Origin of the sequence: Herbaspirillum sp. 3R11, assembly GCF_004563925.1 — a bacterium.
GTDB lineage: Bacteria > Pseudomonadota > Gammaproteobacteria > Burkholderiales > Burkholderiaceae_D > Herbaspirillum.
Genome location: NZ_SPNJ01000001.1, coordinates 646,197 through 662,332, shown reverse-complemented (window position 1 = coordinate 662,332; position 16,136 = coordinate 646,197). Strand labels below are relative to the sequence as shown.

Here is a 16,136-nt window from a genome sequence, read left to right as displayed (position 1 = left end):
CTCTCTCAATAGGATAAAAGATGGTGCAGAAGATGATGCGAAACCTGGCGTGAAATTAATATCGAAAAATCATCGAAAAACCGCTAGATTCTTGCTTCCCGCGCATTATCGCTGAATCGCCTGCGCATTGCCACTCGCGGCCCCAATGAAAAACGCCGGTGCAGAAGATCTGCACCGGCGTTTTCGCCTGCAAGCTCACAAAAGCGTGATCAGTTGAAGATCACCGTCTTGTGCCCGTTCAGCAGGATGCGGTGTTCCGTGAACCACTTGACGGCGCGCGCCAGCACCACCGACTCAATGTCGCGGCCAATGGCGGTCAGCGTATCCGGCCCCATGGAATGATCCACGCGCTCGACGCCCTGCTCGATGATCGGGCCTTCGTCGAGGTCGCTGGTGACGAAATGCGCAGTGGCGCCGATCAGCTTTACGCCGCGGTCATGCGCCTGGTAATACGGCTTGGCGCCCTTGAAGCTGGGCAGGAAGGAATGGTGGATGTTGATCGCGCGGCCTTTGAGCGCAGCGCACATCGACGGCGACAGGATCTGCATGTAACGCGCCAGCACCACCAGGTCGATCTGGTTGTGCTCGACGATTTCCAGGATACGCGCTTCCTGCGCCATCTTGGCCTCCTCCGACGCACCGGCAGCCAATGGCAGATGATGGAAGGGGATGTTGTAGCTTGCCGCCAGTTGGTAGAAATCGGTGTGATTGGACACGATGGCCGGGATTTCCACCGGCAGCAGGCCGCTCTTGTAGCGGAACAGCAAGTCGTTGAGGCAATGGCCGATCTTCGACACCATCAGCAAGACGCGCGGCTTGGCGGCGGCGTCGTGCAGTTCCCAGTCCATGTTGAGCGAACCGCCCAGCAGTGCGAAATCGGCGCGCAACACTTCGTCGCTGATCGTGGGGTCTTCCGACGCGAAATGCACGCGCATGAAGAACAGCTTCGACTGGGCGTCGCCGAACTGGGCGGAATCGATGATGTTGCAGCCGTGATCGGCGAGAAAGCCCGACACGCGATGAACGATGCCGCGCTGGTCGAGACAGGAGATGGTGAGGATGTATTCCGGGTGAGTCATAGTCGATCGTGAAAGCGCTGTCGCCTGCCGCCAGTCCCGGAAAAGACTCCGGAATGCAGCCGAATGGCGAAAAGCCGCTATTGTCGCATGCCCGGCGCACGCGCACAAAGCGCCAAACCCCCATCAGGGGCCTGGAAAGCACGAAAAACGGCTAACAGCCGTTAAAAACAGGCGAACAAGGTCAGCAACCCGTCCGGAACATTCCGGAAAGCATCGCGCTGTCTCTGCCGTCTTGAGCAATAAGCCGATAGACTAAGCCGATAGACGGCCACAGTCGGACACGCCGCTGCCGCGCCCGCGGCAAGCAGCTGACGGTCGCCGCTTACTCGATCAAGTAAGACGGCCAGGTGAAATTAATGCGTCCGTTAAGCCGTTTTAGCCTGCAACAGTTCGCGCTGCTCTGCGCTGCCGCCGACCTGCACATCGCCGCTGAGCTGGCCGCCCTCTTCGATCACCAGTTTGCCGTAACGGATCTTGCCCGATACCCGGCCACTGGAATAAATCACCAGTTTCTGGCGCACGGTCAGATCGCCGTCGAAGTCGCCGCGGATTTCAGCCAGGTCGATTTCAGCCGATCCCTTGAACGCGCCCTTTTCGGCGATCTGGATCACGCGCGAATCCATGGTGGCTTCCACGCGGCCTTCGACCACGAGCGTGTCGCAATCATTGATTTCGACACCTTTCAGTTTGATGTTGGGTCCGACGATCAGCTTGCTGCCCATTTCGTTGGAGCCGGAGCTGTTGTTCGGCTGCGAGCTGGAAGAAGGAGTGGAAGTGGGAGTCGCTGTCTTCGACACATTGGATACGCCCGGTTGCGTCAAGTTGTTGTTGGCGCCGAAAGGGGTGTTTGGCGAATTGGTTTCTCGTTTGCCAAAGAGGGTTTCTGAGCGAAGCATGGTATCTCCTGAAGATAGATGTGCGGTGCAAGACGTGGCACTGATAAAACAAATCGGGGACATGATCTTCATATGGTGGCGCACTGTTTCTACGCGATGATGAACGCTGTCCTCCGCGGAGGGTGAGATCGCTGTAATGCTGATGCCGTTTGTGTTTTCACGACATGAGTTGTGCAGCGATCTCAGGCGATTCGGCACATCAAGAAATAGAAAGTTCACGAGAACTTTGTAACAGTGAAATGAGATTGCAGAACATTCGCGCAGTTGAATTCGCAGCGCGTATTTTTAATCCGTATAAAATTTTCGCGACACGCAAATATGACTGCCCGCATCATCATTTTTTATCTGCGTTTTCCCTATGTGGAGGCGATAATTTTTTGACGATGATGGAGGGTGTCGCCAAACGGCGACACCCTCGGTTTTTCATCCGGTCGATGAACGGCAGTTACATTTTCCCGATCGTTTTTTTCTTCTTTTATTTTTCATTTTTTATTTTCTATTTTTATTTTCTATTTTTATTCACGCCTCCTTTTTAATTTCATCGCCGCCGATTTCGACGACATCAATTCGGCGACGGCTTGACTTTTTGCATGCCGCAAGAGATTCTTTGCCGCACTCAACGACGCGCCGGACTCATCGCTTGCGTCGGGCATCTAATTCCATAACAACGAACGGGGTAAACATGAGCGACACTTTCGATCCGCCGGGGCAGCCTGAGCCAAATACGCCGACCAGTTTTGCATCATTGCTGCCGCCGCAGACCGAGCCATCGGTGGAAGGGTTTTCGTTCAGCGGACGCGGCTCCGAATATTTCCGCATATGGATAGTCAATCTGCTGCTGTCAGTGGTCACCTTCGGCATTTACTCGGCGTGGGCCAAGGTGCGCCGCCTGCGTTATTTTTATGACAACACGACGGTGGCGGGCACCAGCTTCGAGTATCACGGCAACCCCATCGCCATCCTCAAGGGCCGCATCGTCGCGGTGGTGCTGCTGTTCGGCTACCAGTTCGCATTCAACTACAACCCGCTGCTGGGCATCATCGCGCTGCTGGTGTTTGCGCTGGCGGTGCCATGGCTGATCTGGCGCAGCTTGCAGTTCAAGCTGTACAACTCCAGCTATCGCGGTATCCGCTTCGGCTTTCGCGGCAACGCCGGCGGTGCTTACAAGGCCTATCTGCTGCTGCCCATCCTGACCGTGCTGACGCTGTACCTGCTGACGCCGTTCACGCATCAGCGCATCAAACGCTTCCAGCACAATGAATCGCGCTTCGGCGCCAGCCATTTCTCGTTCGACGGCTCGGTGGGCAGTTTCTACAAGACCTACCTGATCGGCTTCGGGATTTACCTGGCCGGCTTCATCGCGATCGTGGTGGCGCTGGGCGGCACCGCGCTGATCGCCGCCGGGCGCGATTTCGGCGCGCACAGCGTGTTCTCGTTCATGCTGCTGTTCTTTGCGCTGTATGTGTGGACGTTCCTGATGTATCCGCTGTTCCTGACGCTGCTGCAAAACCTGATCTGGAACCATACCCGGCTCGGCGAACACCGCTTCCATAGCGCGATGCGCTGGCCGCGCATGATGTTCATCGCCTTCACCAACATCCTCGGCATCGTGCTGACGCTGGGGCTGTTCACGCCGTTCGCGCAGATCCGCGCGCTGCGCTACAAGATCGAATCGATGAGCCTGCATGCGGCCGGCAATCTCGACGAGTTCATCGCCGGCAATGCGGCGCAGGGTTCCGCCGCCGGTGAAGGCCTGAGCGACCTGCTCGACTTCGATCTGTCGCTTTGAGCGCCGTGATACAGGTTGCAGCGTTCTACTTCGACGGCAAGACCTCGCGTCGCCATGCGGTCACGCTGGACGTGGCCGACGGCGTCGCCACCATCAGCGGCGAGGCTGAACGGGCCTGTCCGATTGCCCAGCTGCGTGTGTCCGAGCGACTCAACCGGGCGGCGCGCAAGGTGACCTACCCCGACGGCGCCTATCTTGAAATCCAGGACAACGCCGCCTTCACGAGCCTGTTGCAAGCCACCGCTCATCGTGATTCGCTGGTGGTGCGCATGCAGCAGAACTGGCGCGCCACGCTGGCCGCGGCCGCGACGCTGGTGGTGGTGCTGGTGCTGGGTTACCTGTATCTGCTGCCGCTGGCGGCGGAAGTCGTCGCGCGCTCGTTGCCCATCAGCGTCGAGCAGCGCATCGGCGACGGTGCGCTGGACTTCCTCGACGACCATATCCTGCTGCCGGCACAGTTGCCGGCCACGCGGCGCACCGCCATCACGACGCGCTTTCGCGCGCTGACGGCCGAAGTCGAAGGCGTGCCTCACTACGAGATCGTGTTCCGCAAAAGCCGCATCGGCCCCAATGCGCTGGCGCTGCCGTCGGGTCAGATCGTGCTGACCGACGAAATCGTCACGCTGCTGGATGACGACGACGCGGTCATGGGCGTGCTCGCGCATGAACTGGGCCACGTGCACCGGCGTCACCTGATGCGCCGCCTGATCCAGAGCTCGGCCATCGGCGCGGCCGCGACGGCGCTGTTCGGCGACGTCTCGGCGGTGATCGCCAATATCCCGACGGTGCTGCTGGACATGAAGTATTCACGCGACGTCGAGCGCGAGGCCGACGACTATGCCGTGGAGCTGTTCAAGGCCAACGGCATCAGCCGCAAGAAGCTGGCGTACGTGTTCGAGAAGCTGGGCGAGAAGGAAGCTGCCGGCGGCGGTGTGCCGCCTTACCTGTCGAGCCATCCGGCCAGCGCCGAGCGGGTCGATCGCATCCTCAATGCGCAATAGGCTGCCGGCCGCCAGGCTCAGGCCGGCACCTGATCAAGGAAACCAGTCACGCTGCGCAGGCGTCCTTCCTGCAGGATGGCGTAATCGGTACCCTTGATCATGGCTTCCTCACCGTCCAGCCCCAGCGCCCACGAAAAACGCAAATGGTCGCCGTGGAAGTCGGCCGCGCCGATGCGGCTGAAGCGGAAGCCCGGGAAGCGCTCGTGCACCGCCGCGACCAGCTGCGAGATGCCGGCATGGCCGTCGCCTTGCATCAGCGGATCGCGGTAGCTGGCGTCGGCGGTCCAGAGTTCTTCGATCAGGCCGGTGCGGCGCGCGGCGTCCGGTTCGTTCCAGACGGCGATGTAGAGATCGACCAGGTTGCTCATGTGTTCGTTGTTCAGGTTTGTCATGCTCGGCTCCATACGGTGAGTGAAAAAAGGCGTTCAATCGATCGCCGCCCGGTACATCTGCAACACATCCGGTGCGGCGTCAGACACATCTTTGCGCAGACCCGGTAGCACCGGCAATTACCTCGGAGGTAATGTGAGGATGCCGGACGATGCGCTATGATCCGCTCATGATCACGACATCTCCCTTGACTACGACACCATCCCGCGCCGCTGCGCGCAGCGCCAGCGACCTGCTGCGCGAATGGCGCCTGCGCCGCCGCATGAGCCAGCTCGACCTGGCCTGCGAGGCTGAAATTTCGACGCGTCATCTGAGCTTTCTCGAAACCGGCCGCTCGCAACCGAGCCGGGAGATGCTGTTGCGGCTGGCCGAACGGCTCGAGATCCCGCTGCGCGAACGCAATGCCTTGCTGATGGCGGGCGGCTTCGCGCCGTTGTTTCCGGAACGTGCGCTGGACGATCCGGCGCTGCTGGCGGCGCGTGCGGCGATCGAACAGATCCTGACCGGTCACGAACCGTTTCCGGCGCTGGCCATTGACCGCCACTGGAACCTGGTGTCGGCCAATCGCGTCATTCCCTTGCTGCTGACCGGCGTGGCGCCGGAATTGCTGGCCGCACCCGTCAACGTCATGCGCCTGAGCCTGCATCCGCAAGGACTGGCGCCGCGCATCGTCAACTTTCCCGAATGGCGTCGCCACCTGCTCGATCGCCTGCGCCAGCAGATCGCCTTGAGCGCAGATCCGGTGCTGATCGACCTGATGAAGGAATTGCAGAGCTATCCGGAGCCCGCCGGAACCGATGCCAATGAACACCCGGCCTCGCCTTATGCGGCCGTGGCGGTGCCGTTCCAACTGGCGACGGACGGCGGCGTGCTGTCCTTCTTCAGCACCACCACCATCTTCGGCACGCCGGTCGACATTACTTTGTCGGAGTTGGCGATGGAGTGCTTTTTCCCGGCCAATGCGGAGACTTCGGCAGCCTTGAGGGCATTGCTACCAGACTGATGCACGTCAAACATTTCCTTTCTGCATCCTTTCATCGCTTTCGACACGGCCTGCCTACGGTACTTCTACGATCGCGGCACAAAGCGATTTACATTTCGCACCAGTGTGCTAAATTGACGACCATGGATACCGTCATCACCCGTACCGCCAAAAGCGAACTGACTCTGAGCGCCATCGTCGACACTGCCCTTGAGATGGCGGCCAACGAGGGGCTGGAGTCGCTGTCGCTGGGCGAAGTCGCCAAGCGGCTCAACATCAGCAAAAGCGGCGTGTTTTCGCGCGTCGGCTCGCGAGAAGCTTTGCAACAGGCGGTGCTGGACGAATTCGACCGCCGTTTCGTGGAAGAAATCTTCAAGCCCGCGATGGCGCTGCCGCGTGGCCTTCCACGTCTGAACAAGATGATCCGCAACTGGCTGCAGCGCACCAACAACGACGTCAGTTGCCTGTACATCGCCGGGGCTTTTGAATACGACGACGTGGTCGACAGCCCGATGCGCGACCGCATCAAGAAGAACATCCTGCAATGGCGCGGCATGCTGCACCGGACCATCGAGCAGGCGCTGGAAGAAGGCCAGCTGCGCCCGGATACCGATCCGCAGCAGCTGGTGTTCGAACTGTATTGCCTGATGGTCGGACTGATGCACGATGCGCGCTTCCTGCGCGATCCGGAGGCGCTGGGGCGCGTGCAAACAGCTTACGACCGGCTGATTTCGACTTACCGCAGTTTCAATTATCACGGCTGAGGCCGCTGCAGTGCCGACATGCCGGCGCTGCATGCGGGAGTTTTGTTTGCTTTTTGTGTTTGCTTTTTTTTATCTAAATTTCGCACTATCGTGCTAAACAGGGAGAGGATCATGTGGATTATCATTGGCGCTATTGCACTGCCCATCGCGGCATCACTGTTGTTCCCATTGTTGTTCCAGTTGTTGCAGGCGATGAACCTGGTGCCGGACAGCAATGAAGACTTCATCTTCATCGCAGCCGCAGAACTCGCGGAACAACAGACAGATGCAGCAGCCAGGAACAATGTTTTCGTTGCTGCGGTCAATATCCAGGTTCCGGTGAAGGAGTTCTGAGCGTCTGCGTTGGTCGCTGCGGTATTGCCGTCACTGGATTGAAGGTCTCCTTATCAATGCCAGCCCCGACGAACCGCCGATGTCCACGCCAAACAACGAACCCACCCTGTCTGCCGAGATCTTCCCCGACCGGCAACTGATCACCCTCTCCTGCATGCTCGCCCTGCTGATCGCCGTGATCAGCTGGTTCGCGCTGAGCGCCCAGACCGACATCACCATCGACCGCCTGCTCGACCGCGGCATGACGGTCATGGACGGCGTCGAACGCTTGACGAGTTATCTCACCAACCTGACCATCCTGCTGAGCGCCGTGAGTTTTTCCGCACTCGCCCTGCCCGGGGCAAATCCGGTCAGCCGCTTCTTCCGCAAACCGCAGGTCATTACGGCAGTGGTGGCGTACATGATCTTCGTCGGGATTGCCTACAATCTCCTGCTGCGCCAGTTGTGGCAGCCGACCGGTTTCCGCGCGCTGGTCAACGAAAGCCTGCATACAGTGACGCCGCTGCTGGCGCTGGTGTACTGGATCTTCTTCGTCCCGCGCTTCCAGCCCAGCCTGAAGAAATGCCTTCTGTGGCTGGTCTATCCACTCGGCTACCTGAGCATCACATTGTGGCGCGGCGGCAGTTCCGGCTTCTATCCCTATCCCTTCATCAACGTGCGCGACCTCGGCTATCCGCACGTGCTGCTCAACGCCACCGGACTGTTCGCCGGCTTCCTGGTCCTGATGGGTCTGTTGCTGGTCATCAACAACGCCGGCAAAAATCTGCTGCTGCGTCGTTGAAGCGTATCACAGAGCTGACGGTAAAAAATGTTGTCGAAAATCGCGGCGATGGAGGTTTCTTTCTCAAGTTGTCACGCAGATGACCGATATAGGCTGTGGACAGACTGTATTCCCCATCACTGGAGCACGATCATTTCTCTCACCTACATGCCTGACCCCGCCACAGGCAGGCGCCGCAACCCGGCCACACACGATGCCATCCTGGACGCCACATGCGTCCTGCTGGACGAGATTGGCTTCGACAAGCTCTCGCTTGAAGGCGTGGCTGCGCGCGCAGGTGTAGGTAAAGCAACGATCTATCGCTGGTGGCCGAACAAGAGTTCGCTGGCCATGGAAGCATTGCTGCGTGAAGTCGGTCCGACTGTCGCCTTCCCGGAAACCGAATCGGCCCGCCACGACATCGAAAATCAAATCCGCAAGCTGGCCAAGCTGTATCGCGGCAAGACCGGCCGTGTAGTGTGCGAAATGATCGGCCTGTCGCAATTCGACGCCGAGACCATGCGCCTGTTCAACGACAATTTCCTCGATCCGCGCCGCAACGCCGCCAAGCAAGTCCTGTTGCGCGGCATTGAGAACGGTGAATTCAAGCCCGACCTCGACTTCGACGTCATTTTCGACCTGCTGTACGGTCCGATCATCCAGCGCATGCTCATGCGCCATGCCGGCATCGACGAACGCCATATCGACCTGCACGTCGCACTGGTGCTCGACGGCATCACCCCCGCCAAAACAAAAATTGAATTAATTTCGAATTAATTCCGAATTAATTCAGAATTAGCATCAAGTCAATTTAACAACATTCTCGTAAGATTTGTTGCGCCCTAGGAATTTTGCACCTAGAATTAGAGACGAAACGTATCGTCTTGCTTTTCCTATTGCACAACAATGCATCCCGACCCTGGTCAGGGATGCGCTCAACCTCAGCGAGAACCGTAAATGCCTCGTCACAATTTGGCGGCCTCCGGTCAGCCAGAGACACGACCGCTTGCCTGCGCAATGACGCCATGGCCGCAGGTCCGACTTTCCATTTCCCGGCTTGCTCCTGATCTTCTCCCGCAGCGCTCGCCCGAACGGCGGCGCGATCGTACGCATCTCCTGCTGCGCCTGTCCGAATGAAGACATCGGCGCCATGCCGGGAATGAAATAAGAAACCAAATAAATTCAATCAAGTCAGTTTGCAGATGCGGGGGCACTATGCAGAACGATGTGGCAAATGCAGAAAATAACGCGCGCAGTCAACACAACCACTGTCACGAACAAGGCGGTATGAACGCCATGCAATGTTCAGGACATGACACGACATACAACCGGCAGCACGATGCGATGTCTCAATCCGCCTACGCAGACGTACGCGTGCATCGCACCATATCATTCTGGAGCTTCCTGCTGATTCCGATGGCCGTCATACTCGGATGGACGCAATACGTTTCCCTCAGTACCGCACCGTGGATGGAAATGACCGATTTGCAGAATCCCGGCCATTGGAACGAAGCCATGCGTTACTACATCTGGCTGCAGTTGGTCTGGGTGCCTGCCAACATGGTCATTTTCCTGGTCTGGTGCGCGCTTGGCGTGCGTATCTGGAACTGCAAACGCAAATTACCGGCACCCTGATCCCATGATTTCGGGCCGCCTCCCTGGCGCCCTGACACAGCTTCAAGCCCGAGTATCCATATTGCACAGCGCGCGTCGGCCTCCGCCTCGCCGGCTGCCCACATGGCGGACAAGACCTCCACGCAACTACTTGAAAAAAGTCTGTTCAAAGACATGCCCGGATCGTATGAACAAGCCAACGTTTCTATATAATCATTTGCAAAAATAGAATTAATTTTGGCAAGTCCGCTTCATTTTCACAAACAACTGCTTGAACAAAAAATAACAAAAAGGGACCTAAAGAAAGCGCCAGCATCGCCGATCACATTACGTATCGCCGTATCGCCACCGACTCGCTCATGACACCTTGAAATTTTTTATAAGCCAACGACAGTGAAGAAGCGCCTCCCCAAAGTCCTCAGCATTCTGGCCTGGCCCATTGGGTGCCTCATCCTGGCAATCGTCATGTGGTCACTGCTGCTGGCGCGCCTCAACGACCGCGAAGCGGAAATCGGCAAAAACGCGCTGCAGGACGCCAGCGTCCAATCCAAGTCATATGCCGAACAACTGGCGCGCGCCGTCAGCCAGGTCGACCAGATCACTCTGCACCTGAAGTACTACTGGACTTACACCGACGGCCACCTGAGCGTGGAAGACCAGCAGCGGCAAGGCCTTTACCCCACCTCCTCGCTGCTGTACGTCACCATCTCGGATCGCGACGGCACACTGATGACCAGTTCGCTGTCGCTGCAGAAACTGGCCAGCATCGCCAATCGCGATTACTTCCTCACCCACAAGAGCCATGCGCATAGCGGATTGCTGATCAGTAATCCGGCGATAGGCGTGCGCTCGCAGCGCATGCTGATCCGCTTCTCGCGTCGCCTCAACGATGCCGACGGCAACTTCAACGGCATCGTCATGGTCGCGGTGGAACCGGCGTTCCTGGCGCCGTCGCAAGACGAATCGGCGCTCGGCAAGAAGGACTTCATCGCGCTGTTCCAACCGGACGGCACGCCGCTGTTGTCGCGTACGATGGACGCGCTGCAAACGCAGGAGACCGTGTTCAAGTCGCGGCCGCCGCTGGTCGGCGCCAACGCCGCCATGGTCATGCCCGGCTCGACTTTCGGCGACGGCGAAGAGCGCATCGTGGCATGGCATACGGTGCGCGGTTATCCGCTGGTGGCGGCGGTCGGTGTATCCACCCGCGACGTCTACGCCGCCTTCCGCGAACGAGCCGCCGATTACATGTTCATCGCCAGCGCCTGCTCGGTTTTCCTTGCGATCTGCGCGCTGGTTGGCATGCTGTTTTCGATGCGCCTGGCGATCCGCAAGCATGAGACCGAGAAGGCGCGTGAAGCCTACGGCATCGTCACCGAAGGCGGCGCCGACGGCTTCTACATGTGGCTGGCGTTGCGCGGCAAGGATGGCGAGATCACCGACTTCCAGGTGCTCGACTGCAATGAACGCGGCGCCGCCATTTTCGGCATCAACAAGTCCGAACTGATCGGCAGCCACATGTCGCGGTTTTATTCGCAGGAATATTTCGCGACGCTGATGCGCACCTTCCGCCGCGCCATGGAAACCGGCGAATACGAAGATGAATTCGAGACCCCGCCCGAAAGCCCGCTCGGTGCGTCGTGGCTGCATCGGCGCATGGTGCGCACGCGCTTCGGACTGGCCATCACGGTGCGCGACATCAGCGAAAGCAAGGCCCATGAACTGGCCTTGCTGGACCAGATCAACACCGACGAACTGACCGGTCTGCCCAACCGTCACTGGGTAATCCGTTATCTGAACCGCCTGCTGCACGACGCCGCCGGCGACGGCCGTGCTTTCGCCGTGCTGTTCGTCGACCTCGATGACTTCAAGAACATCAACGACACGCTCGGCCACTCCAGCGGCGACTTGCTGCTGCAAGCGGTGACGCAGCGATTGCGCGAGCTGGTTCCCGCGCCGCATGAAGTGGTGCGCTTCAGCGGCGACTCGTTCACGGTGATCCATCAGGGCGGCAGCATCGATGAAGCGGCACAACTTGCAGATAGCATCCTGTTGGCGTTTTCACGACCTCTGATGTTGTCCAACCAGAACATCCTGCAGATCAACCTGTCGATCGGCATCAGCATTTTTCCGCGCGACGGCAGCAGCGTCGATACCCTGCTCAAGCACGCCGACACCGCCATGCATGCCGCGAAATCGGAAGGTAAAAAACGCTTCCGTTTCTACCAACCGCAATTATCCGAGCGGCTCCAAATCAAGATAGAAAACGAAAACGCTCTGCGCCTGGCGATTGAGCGCGATGAATTCGTGCTGTACTTCCAGCCGCGCGTAAACACCTTGACCGGCGAGTTCTGCAGCATGGAAGCGCTGGCGCGCTGGCGACATCCGGTGCGCGGCATCGTGTCGCCGCTCGAGTTCATCCCGGTGGCGGAAGAAACCGGCCTGATCCTGGAGCTGGGCGAACTGATCATCCGCAAGGCCTGCGCGCAACTGGCGCAATGGCGTATCGCCGGATTACCGCTGTTGCCGATGTCGGTCAACGTCTCCTCGCGTCAGCTCAACCAGGGCAATCTCAACGACATCATCGCCACCGCGCTGGCCGAACACGCGATTGATCCAGCCCAGCTGGAGCTCGAACTGACCGAGTCCTGCATGATGGCCGACGCCCTTGAGGTGGCAGAAGAACTGGCCTCGTTCCGCCAGCTCGGCATCAAGTTGCTGGTCGACGATTTCGGCACTGGCTATTCATCGCTGTCGCAATTGCAGCGCCTCGATCTCGACGTGCTGAAAGTGGACAAGGCCTTCACCGCCGAACTCGGCGTGCGCGCCGAGAGCGAAGTACTCTTCAACGCCATGGTGTCGATGGCCCATGCCCTGCGCATGACGGTGGTCGCAGAAGGCGTGGAGACCGAAGCGCAACTGCGCTTGTTGCAATCGCTGGGCTGCGACGAGGTCCAGGGCTACTACATCTCGCACCCCGTCCCCGCCGCCGACATCCCGCCGCTCATGCAACGACGCTATCTGTTCCCTGCTGCACCGGTCACGCAGGATTAGGCTCTTACCTCGCCTGCACCAACACCGCTTTGGAAACGTCTGCCGTCGCATTGCCTTCCATCACGACAATGCGTGCCGCCGCAGTCGCAGTCGCAGTCGGTGCAGCATCCGGCGCCGCCAACTCACGCAGCGGTCCGATCGCGGTGCCGTTCGACATGCCCTTGGCGTCGGTGACAAACCGCGCCACCGGCGCTGCCTGACCATCGAGATAGACGCTGTATGCGGTCTGCGGCTTGAGCTTGAACAACGACACTTCCAGCGCATCGACCACGCCGAGATTGCGTGAGACCACAAAGCCGCGCGCGTCGGCAGGACCGCCCGCTGCCGCTTGCAGGCGAATATTCAGCGGGTCGCTGTTCACGCGCGCCACGAGATTGGCGGCGCCGCCATCCGAACCGGCAACATGCGACAGATACACCAGCGCCTGCGGCGCCTGGCCGCCGCCGATATGCGCAATCACCTTGTTCGATGCCGTGTCGATGACTTCGACGCCGTCGCCGTTCTCCAGGCCGACGTAGATGCGGCTGCTGTCATCCGAGGTCCAGATCCCGTGCGGCAAGGCGCCGGTGGCAATTGTGGCGATGAGTTTGGCTTCCTTGTCGGTGGTGTAGACCTTGACGACGTTTTCCCCGCCGATGGTCACGTACGCCAGCACCTTGCCGCCGACTTTGGCAAACGACAAGTGGTTGGTGATGAAGCCGGTGTCGATCACGCCGACGACTTGCTGCGTGCGCGTATCGATGCGCGTGACCTTGCCGACGTCCTTGTGCGTCATCCACACCTCCTTGTAGTCCGGCGTGAATTGCAGGAACGGCGAGAACGGACTGACGACATCGATCTTTTTGACCACCTTGTGCGACTGCACGTCGATCACGTCGACTTGCGGCGTGAAGCTCGACACCGCAAACGCCAGCTTGTTGTCCGGCATGAACTGCACCATGCCGGGACCGACGCCGGTCTGGATGCGGCCGGTCTCCTTGAAGCTGACCGGATCGATCACCGAGATGTAATCCTCGCCGCGCACCACTACCCAGACTTCCTTCCCGTCGGCGCTGAAGAAACCTTCATGCGGCGAACGGCCGACATAGGTCGTGCCCTTGACCTTGTTGGTGGAGGTGTCGATGAAAGTCACCGAATTGGAACCGTTGGACACCACCAGCAATGTCTTGTGGTCGGGCGAAAAGCCCATACCGTGCACGTTGATCTGCCCCTTGTACAGCGGCGATAGCACGTCCGGGCGCGGATTGCCGAGGCGGATCTGACCGACCAGTGTATTGGTGGCGGGATTGATGACGCTGACGGTATTGCTGTTCTGGTCGGCGGTGTAGACGCGATCATCGGCCGAAGGCAGGGCCGAAGCGGCGTGCGCGAAAAGCGCGGCGATGGCGCCCAGCGCCAGTGTGGATTTTTTCATGTTGGTGGTGTCCCTGAGTTGGATTGTGATTGTTGAAGATTACTTGCCGTCTGCGCCGCCATGACGCTGCAGCCAGGCTTGCATGACCTTGATTTCGTTTTGCTGCTCGGTGATGATGCCCAGCGCCAGATTGCGGATTTCGGGGTCATCGGAATAAAGCAAAACCGCCTTCGCCATGTCGATCGCGCCCTGGTGATGCGGCATCATCATCGTGATGAAATCGTGCGCCGGCTTGCCGTTCATCGGCGCCTGCGTCATGCCGTGCTCCATCACCGCCATGGCATCCTCCATCAATCCTGAAAATGGTTTGGCGGTGCTGGCGATGAAGGCCGGCGGCGCCATGTCATGTGTGGCGCCATGATGATGTGGCATGTCCTGCGCCAGCGCGTTGCTGCTGCCGCACAGGAAAATCGTCGCCGCCAGCACCGAGCCGGCGACTGCCATCGCCGCAGCGAGGTGGCGTTGGCCCGAAATGAATCGCTTTGTTTGTTCCATGCAAACTCCCTTGTATTTTTAATCGTGGACGAGCCCCGCACAGCGATGAGCAGTGCACAGGATTGACGTTCAGTGTAGGAGGCGCAGCGGGTTAAACGGATGACAAAGCAGTGACAAATTTGTCATGCTTCCCTTCTCGCGAAAGGAAGCATGCGGACAAATTATTTGCTGGAGACGAGGACCGGCGCGGCGCGATAGTCGGAGGGGAACATTTGCTTGAAATTCTCGATCTTGGGCAGATCGAAACGCGCGATATAGCCTTGCGTCGGATGTAGCGTAGCGAAATCCTGGTGATAATCCTCGGCCGCATAGAACGCCGCCGGCGCCAGCGGTGTCAGCTGCGTGACGATGCGCGCAGGATAGACCTTGGCCGCATCCAGCTGGGCGATGTAATCGGCGGCAACGCGCTTCTGCTCATCGCTCTGATAGAAGATGGCCGAGCGATATTGTGTGCCGCTGTCCGGTCCCTGGCGATTGAGCTGAGTCGGATCGTGCACCACCGAGAAGTAGATTTGCAGGATCTTGCCGTAGGAAACCTTGCGCGGATCGAAGGTGACCTTGACCGATTCGGCATGGCCGGTGGAACCGCTACCGACCCTGTCATAGCGTGCCGTTTCCTTGGCGCCGCCGGCATAGCCCGACACTGCACTAGTCACCCCCAGCGTGTGCTGGAACACCGCCTGCACGCCCCAGAAGCAACCGCCGGCGAGGACCACCGTTTCAGTGCTTGCATTGTTGGCGGATGCACTTTTCGGCGGCGGAATCTTGAATGCTGATTCCGCGGCGAACGCTGGCGTTGCCTGCATCGCCAGCGCCGAAGCTGCAAGCACGAACGGCAGACCGTATTTGTACAAAGTGTTTTTCATCATTTGCTTTCTTTCATCAAAGTAGTTCCTGCGTTGCGGGCACTACGCCGCGACCACAATTGCGCCACCCGTTGGCGATTCTTTTCCGACAGCACGCGCGTCAACAACAGCAATCCCACAATCACCGAAAACAAGATCGGTTGCGCCAGCAGATTCTTGCCTGCCTTGACCCACCAGAAATGCAGCACACCCAGCGGCACGATCACATAGGTGAGGCGATGCAGCCATTGCCAACGCTTGCCGCCGAGCCTGCGCACCATGGCGTTGGTGCTGGTGACCGCCAGCGGAATCAGCAGCACGAAGGCCAGCACGCCGATCGTGATGAACGGCCGCTTGACGATGTCGGCCCACATCTCCTGCACGTCGAAGAAATGATCGAGCCAGAAGAAAATCGTGAAATGCAAAGCCACGTAGAAGAACGCATACAAGCCCAGCATGCGACGCAAGCGCACCAGCCAGTTCCACTTGGTCAGCTTGCGCAGCGGCGTCACCGCCAGCGTGATGCACAGAAAATACAAAGCCCAGTCGCCGGTATTGCGCGTGATGAACTCGATCGGATTGGCGCCCAGCCGGTCCAGGAAACCGAACGCCACCAGCCTCACCAGCGGCAGCAGCGCCAGCACGAACAGCAGGTTGCGCAGTTGCAGCACCCGGCGCTGTGACAAACTCGACAGACTCTTGAGAAATTGCATGCTGGCTCCG

General features: G+C 59.2%; 17 protein-coding genes. 9 read left to right on the top strand and 8 right to left on the bottom strand.

Annotation, left to right across the window (positions count from 1 at the left end):
• Positions 1–209: 209 nt before the first annotated feature.
• From purU to E4P32_RS24045, 3 genes are all read right to left on the bottom strand, one after another.
• The gene (gene purU / locus E4P32_RS03105) at positions 210–1,079 is read right to left on the bottom strand and encodes a formyltetrahydrofolate deformylase (RefSeq protein WP_116433310.1); all 870 of its coding nucleotides are present in this window, start codon (positions 1,077–1,079) and stop codon (positions 210–212) included.
• Positions 1,080–1,444: 365 nt separating this feature from the next.
• Positions 1,445–1,975, bottom strand: coding sequence for a polymer-forming cytoskeletal protein (locus E4P32_RS03100; protein WP_116433311.1), 531 nt, complete (start codon positions 1,973–1,975; stop codon positions 1,445–1,447).
• 515 nt (positions 1,976–2,490) lie between these two features.
• A complete protein-coding gene (locus E4P32_RS24045) occupies positions 2,491–2,628 on the bottom strand; it encodes a hypothetical protein (RefSeq protein ID WP_158559705.1) in 138 nt (45 codons plus the stop codon).
• 29 nt (positions 2,629–2,657) lie between these two features.
• On the opposite strand from E4P32_RS24045, the gene E4P32_RS03095 reads away from it, so the two are divergent.
• Together E4P32_RS03095 and E4P32_RS03090 are read left to right on the top strand one after the other, a co-directional pair.
• Positions 2,658–3,764, top strand: a complete 1,107-nt coding sequence (locus E4P32_RS03095; RefSeq protein ID WP_116433312.1) for a YjgN family protein — start codon at positions 2,658–2,660, stop codon at positions 3,762–3,764.
• An 8-nt stretch (positions 3,765–3,772) separates the two neighbouring features.
• Positions 3,773–4,765, top strand: coding sequence for a M48 family metallopeptidase (locus tag E4P32_RS03090; RefSeq protein ID WP_116433922.1), 993 nt, complete (start codon positions 3,773–3,775; stop codon positions 4,763–4,765).
• Positions 4,766–4,782: 17 nt separating this feature from the next.
• Here the strand turns inward: E4P32_RS03090 and E4P32_RS03085 are convergent, their stop codons facing one another.
• Positions 4,783–5,157 carry a nuclear transport factor 2 family protein gene (locus tag E4P32_RS03085; protein ID WP_199525581.1) on the bottom strand — a complete coding sequence of 125 codons (375 nt, stop codon included), beginning with the start codon at positions 5,155–5,157 and terminating at the stop codon, positions 4,783–4,785.
• Between the two features lie 167 nt (positions 5,158–5,324).
• Here E4P32_RS03085 and E4P32_RS03080 point away from each other — a divergent pair, with 167 nt between their 5' ends.
• The 7 genes from E4P32_RS03080 to E4P32_RS03050 all read left to right on the top strand — a co-directional run bounded on the left by E4P32_RS03080 (position 5,325) and on the right by E4P32_RS03050 (position 12,659).
• On the top strand, positions 5,325–6,158 hold the full coding sequence (locus E4P32_RS03080) for a helix-turn-helix transcriptional regulator (RefSeq protein ID WP_116433924.1): 834 nt from the start codon (positions 5,325–5,327) through the stop codon (positions 6,156–6,158).
• 122 nt (positions 6,159–6,280) lie between these two features.
• Positions 6,281–6,901, top strand: a complete 621-nt coding sequence (locus tag E4P32_RS03075) for a TetR/AcrR family transcriptional regulator (protein ID WP_116433925.1) — start codon at positions 6,281–6,283, stop codon at positions 6,899–6,901.
• A gap of 18 nt (positions 6,902–6,919) precedes the next feature.
• On the top strand, positions 6,920–7,234 hold the full coding sequence (locus E4P32_RS03070; RefSeq protein ID WP_135008703.1) for a hypothetical protein: 315 nt from the start codon (positions 6,920–6,922) through the stop codon (positions 7,232–7,234).
• A 79-nt stretch (positions 7,235–7,313) separates the two neighbouring features.
• Positions 7,314–8,015 carry a Pr6Pr family membrane protein gene (locus tag E4P32_RS03065; RefSeq protein WP_116433314.1) on the top strand — a complete coding sequence of 234 codons (702 nt, stop codon included), beginning with the start codon at positions 7,314–7,316 and terminating at the stop codon, positions 8,013–8,015.
• Between the two features lie 147 nt (positions 8,016–8,162).
• Positions 8,163–8,771: a TetR/AcrR family transcriptional regulator gene (locus tag E4P32_RS03060; protein WP_116433315.1), complete on the top strand. Its 609-nt coding sequence runs from the start codon at positions 8,163–8,165 to the stop codon at positions 8,769–8,771.
• Positions 8,772–9,338: 567 nt separating this feature from the next.
• Positions 9,339–9,629: a hypothetical protein gene (locus E4P32_RS03055; protein ID WP_116433316.1), complete on the top strand. Its 291-nt coding sequence runs from the start codon at positions 9,339–9,341 to the stop codon at positions 9,627–9,629.
• A gap of 444 nt (positions 9,630–10,073) precedes the next feature.
• Entirely contained in the window at positions 10,074–12,659 is a 2,586-nt protein-coding gene (locus tag E4P32_RS03050) for an EAL domain-containing protein (RefSeq protein ID WP_116433317.1), read from the top strand.
• A gap of 4 nt (positions 12,660–12,663) precedes the next feature.
• Here the strand turns inward: E4P32_RS03050 and E4P32_RS03045 are convergent, their stop codons facing one another.
• The 4 genes from E4P32_RS03045 to E4P32_RS03030 form a co-directional block, all read right to left on the bottom strand.
• Entirely contained in the window at positions 12,664–14,073 is a 1,410-nt protein-coding gene (locus tag E4P32_RS03045; RefSeq protein WP_116433318.1) for a hypothetical protein, read from the bottom strand.
• A gap of 39 nt (positions 14,074–14,112) precedes the next feature.
• Positions 14,113–14,568 carry a DUF305 domain-containing protein gene (locus tag E4P32_RS03040; protein WP_233526572.1) on the bottom strand — a complete coding sequence of 152 codons (456 nt, stop codon included), beginning with the start codon at positions 14,566–14,568 and terminating at the stop codon, positions 14,113–14,115.
• 161 nt (positions 14,569–14,729) lie between these two features.
• A complete protein-coding gene (msrA, locus tag E4P32_RS03035) occupies positions 14,730–15,437 on the bottom strand; it encodes a peptide-methionine (S)-S-oxide reductase MsrA (protein WP_116433319.1) in 708 nt (235 codons plus the stop codon).
• Positions 15,434–16,126: a protein-methionine-sulfoxide reductase heme-binding subunit MsrQ gene (locus E4P32_RS03030; protein ID WP_116433320.1), complete on the bottom strand. Its 693-nt coding sequence runs from the start codon at positions 16,124–16,126 to the stop codon at positions 15,434–15,436. Before E4P32_RS03030 ends, msrA begins: the two co-directional genes overlap by 4 nt.
• Positions 16,127–16,136: the final 10 nt, after the last annotated feature.

Coding starts and splice junctions, on each gene's coding strand:
- purU (WP_116433310.1), bottom strand. CDS start 1,079: ATGACTCACCCGGAATACATCCTCACCATCTCCTGTCTCGACCAGCGC.
- E4P32_RS03100 (WP_116433311.1), bottom strand. CDS start 1,975: ATGCTTCGCTCAGAAACCCTCTTTGGCAAACGAGAAACCAATTCGCCA.
- E4P32_RS24045 (WP_158559705.1), bottom strand. CDS start 2,628: ATGCCCGACGCAAGCGATGAGTCCGGCGCGTCGTTGAGTGCGGCAAAG.
- E4P32_RS03095 (WP_116433312.1), top strand. CDS start 2,658: ATGAGCGACACTTTCGATCCGCCGGGGCAGCCTGAGCCAAATACGCCG.
- E4P32_RS03085 (WP_199525581.1), bottom strand. CDS start 5,157: ATGACAAACCTGAACAACGAACACATGAGCAACCTGGTCGATCTCTAC.
- E4P32_RS03080 (WP_116433924.1), top strand. CDS start 5,325: ATGATCACGACATCTCCCTTGACTACGACACCATCCCGCGCCGCTGCG.
- E4P32_RS03075 (WP_116433925.1), top strand. CDS start 6,281: ATGGATACCGTCATCACCCGTACCGCCAAAAGCGAACTGACTCTGAGC.
- E4P32_RS03070 (WP_135008703.1), top strand. CDS start 6,920: ATGCCGGCGCTGCATGCGGGAGTTTTGTTTGCTTTTTGTGTTTGCTTT.
- E4P32_RS03065 (WP_116433314.1), top strand. CDS start 7,314: ATGTCCACGCCAAACAACGAACCCACCCTGTCTGCCGAGATCTTCCCC.
- E4P32_RS03060 (WP_116433315.1), top strand. CDS start 8,163: ATGCCTGACCCCGCCACAGGCAGGCGCCGCAACCCGGCCACACACGAT.
- E4P32_RS03055 (WP_116433316.1), top strand. CDS start 9,339: ATGTCTCAATCCGCCTACGCAGACGTACGCGTGCATCGCACCATATCA.
- E4P32_RS03050 (WP_116433317.1), top strand. CDS start 10,074: ATGTGGTCACTGCTGCTGGCGCGCCTCAACGACCGCGAAGCGGAAATC.
- E4P32_RS03045 (WP_116433318.1), bottom strand. CDS start 14,073: ATGAAAAAATCCACACTGGCGCTGGGCGCCATCGCCGCGCTTTTCGCG.
- E4P32_RS03040 (WP_233526572.1), bottom strand. CDS start 14,568: ATGGAACAAACAAAGCGATTCATTTCGGGCCAACGCCACCTCGCTGCG.
- msrA (WP_116433319.1), bottom strand. CDS start 15,437: ATGATGAAAAACACTTTGTACAAATACGGTCTGCCGTTCGTGCTTGCA.
- E4P32_RS03030 (WP_116433320.1), bottom strand. CDS start 16,126: ATGCAATTTCTCAAGAGTCTGTCGAGTTTGTCACAGCGCCGGGTGCTG.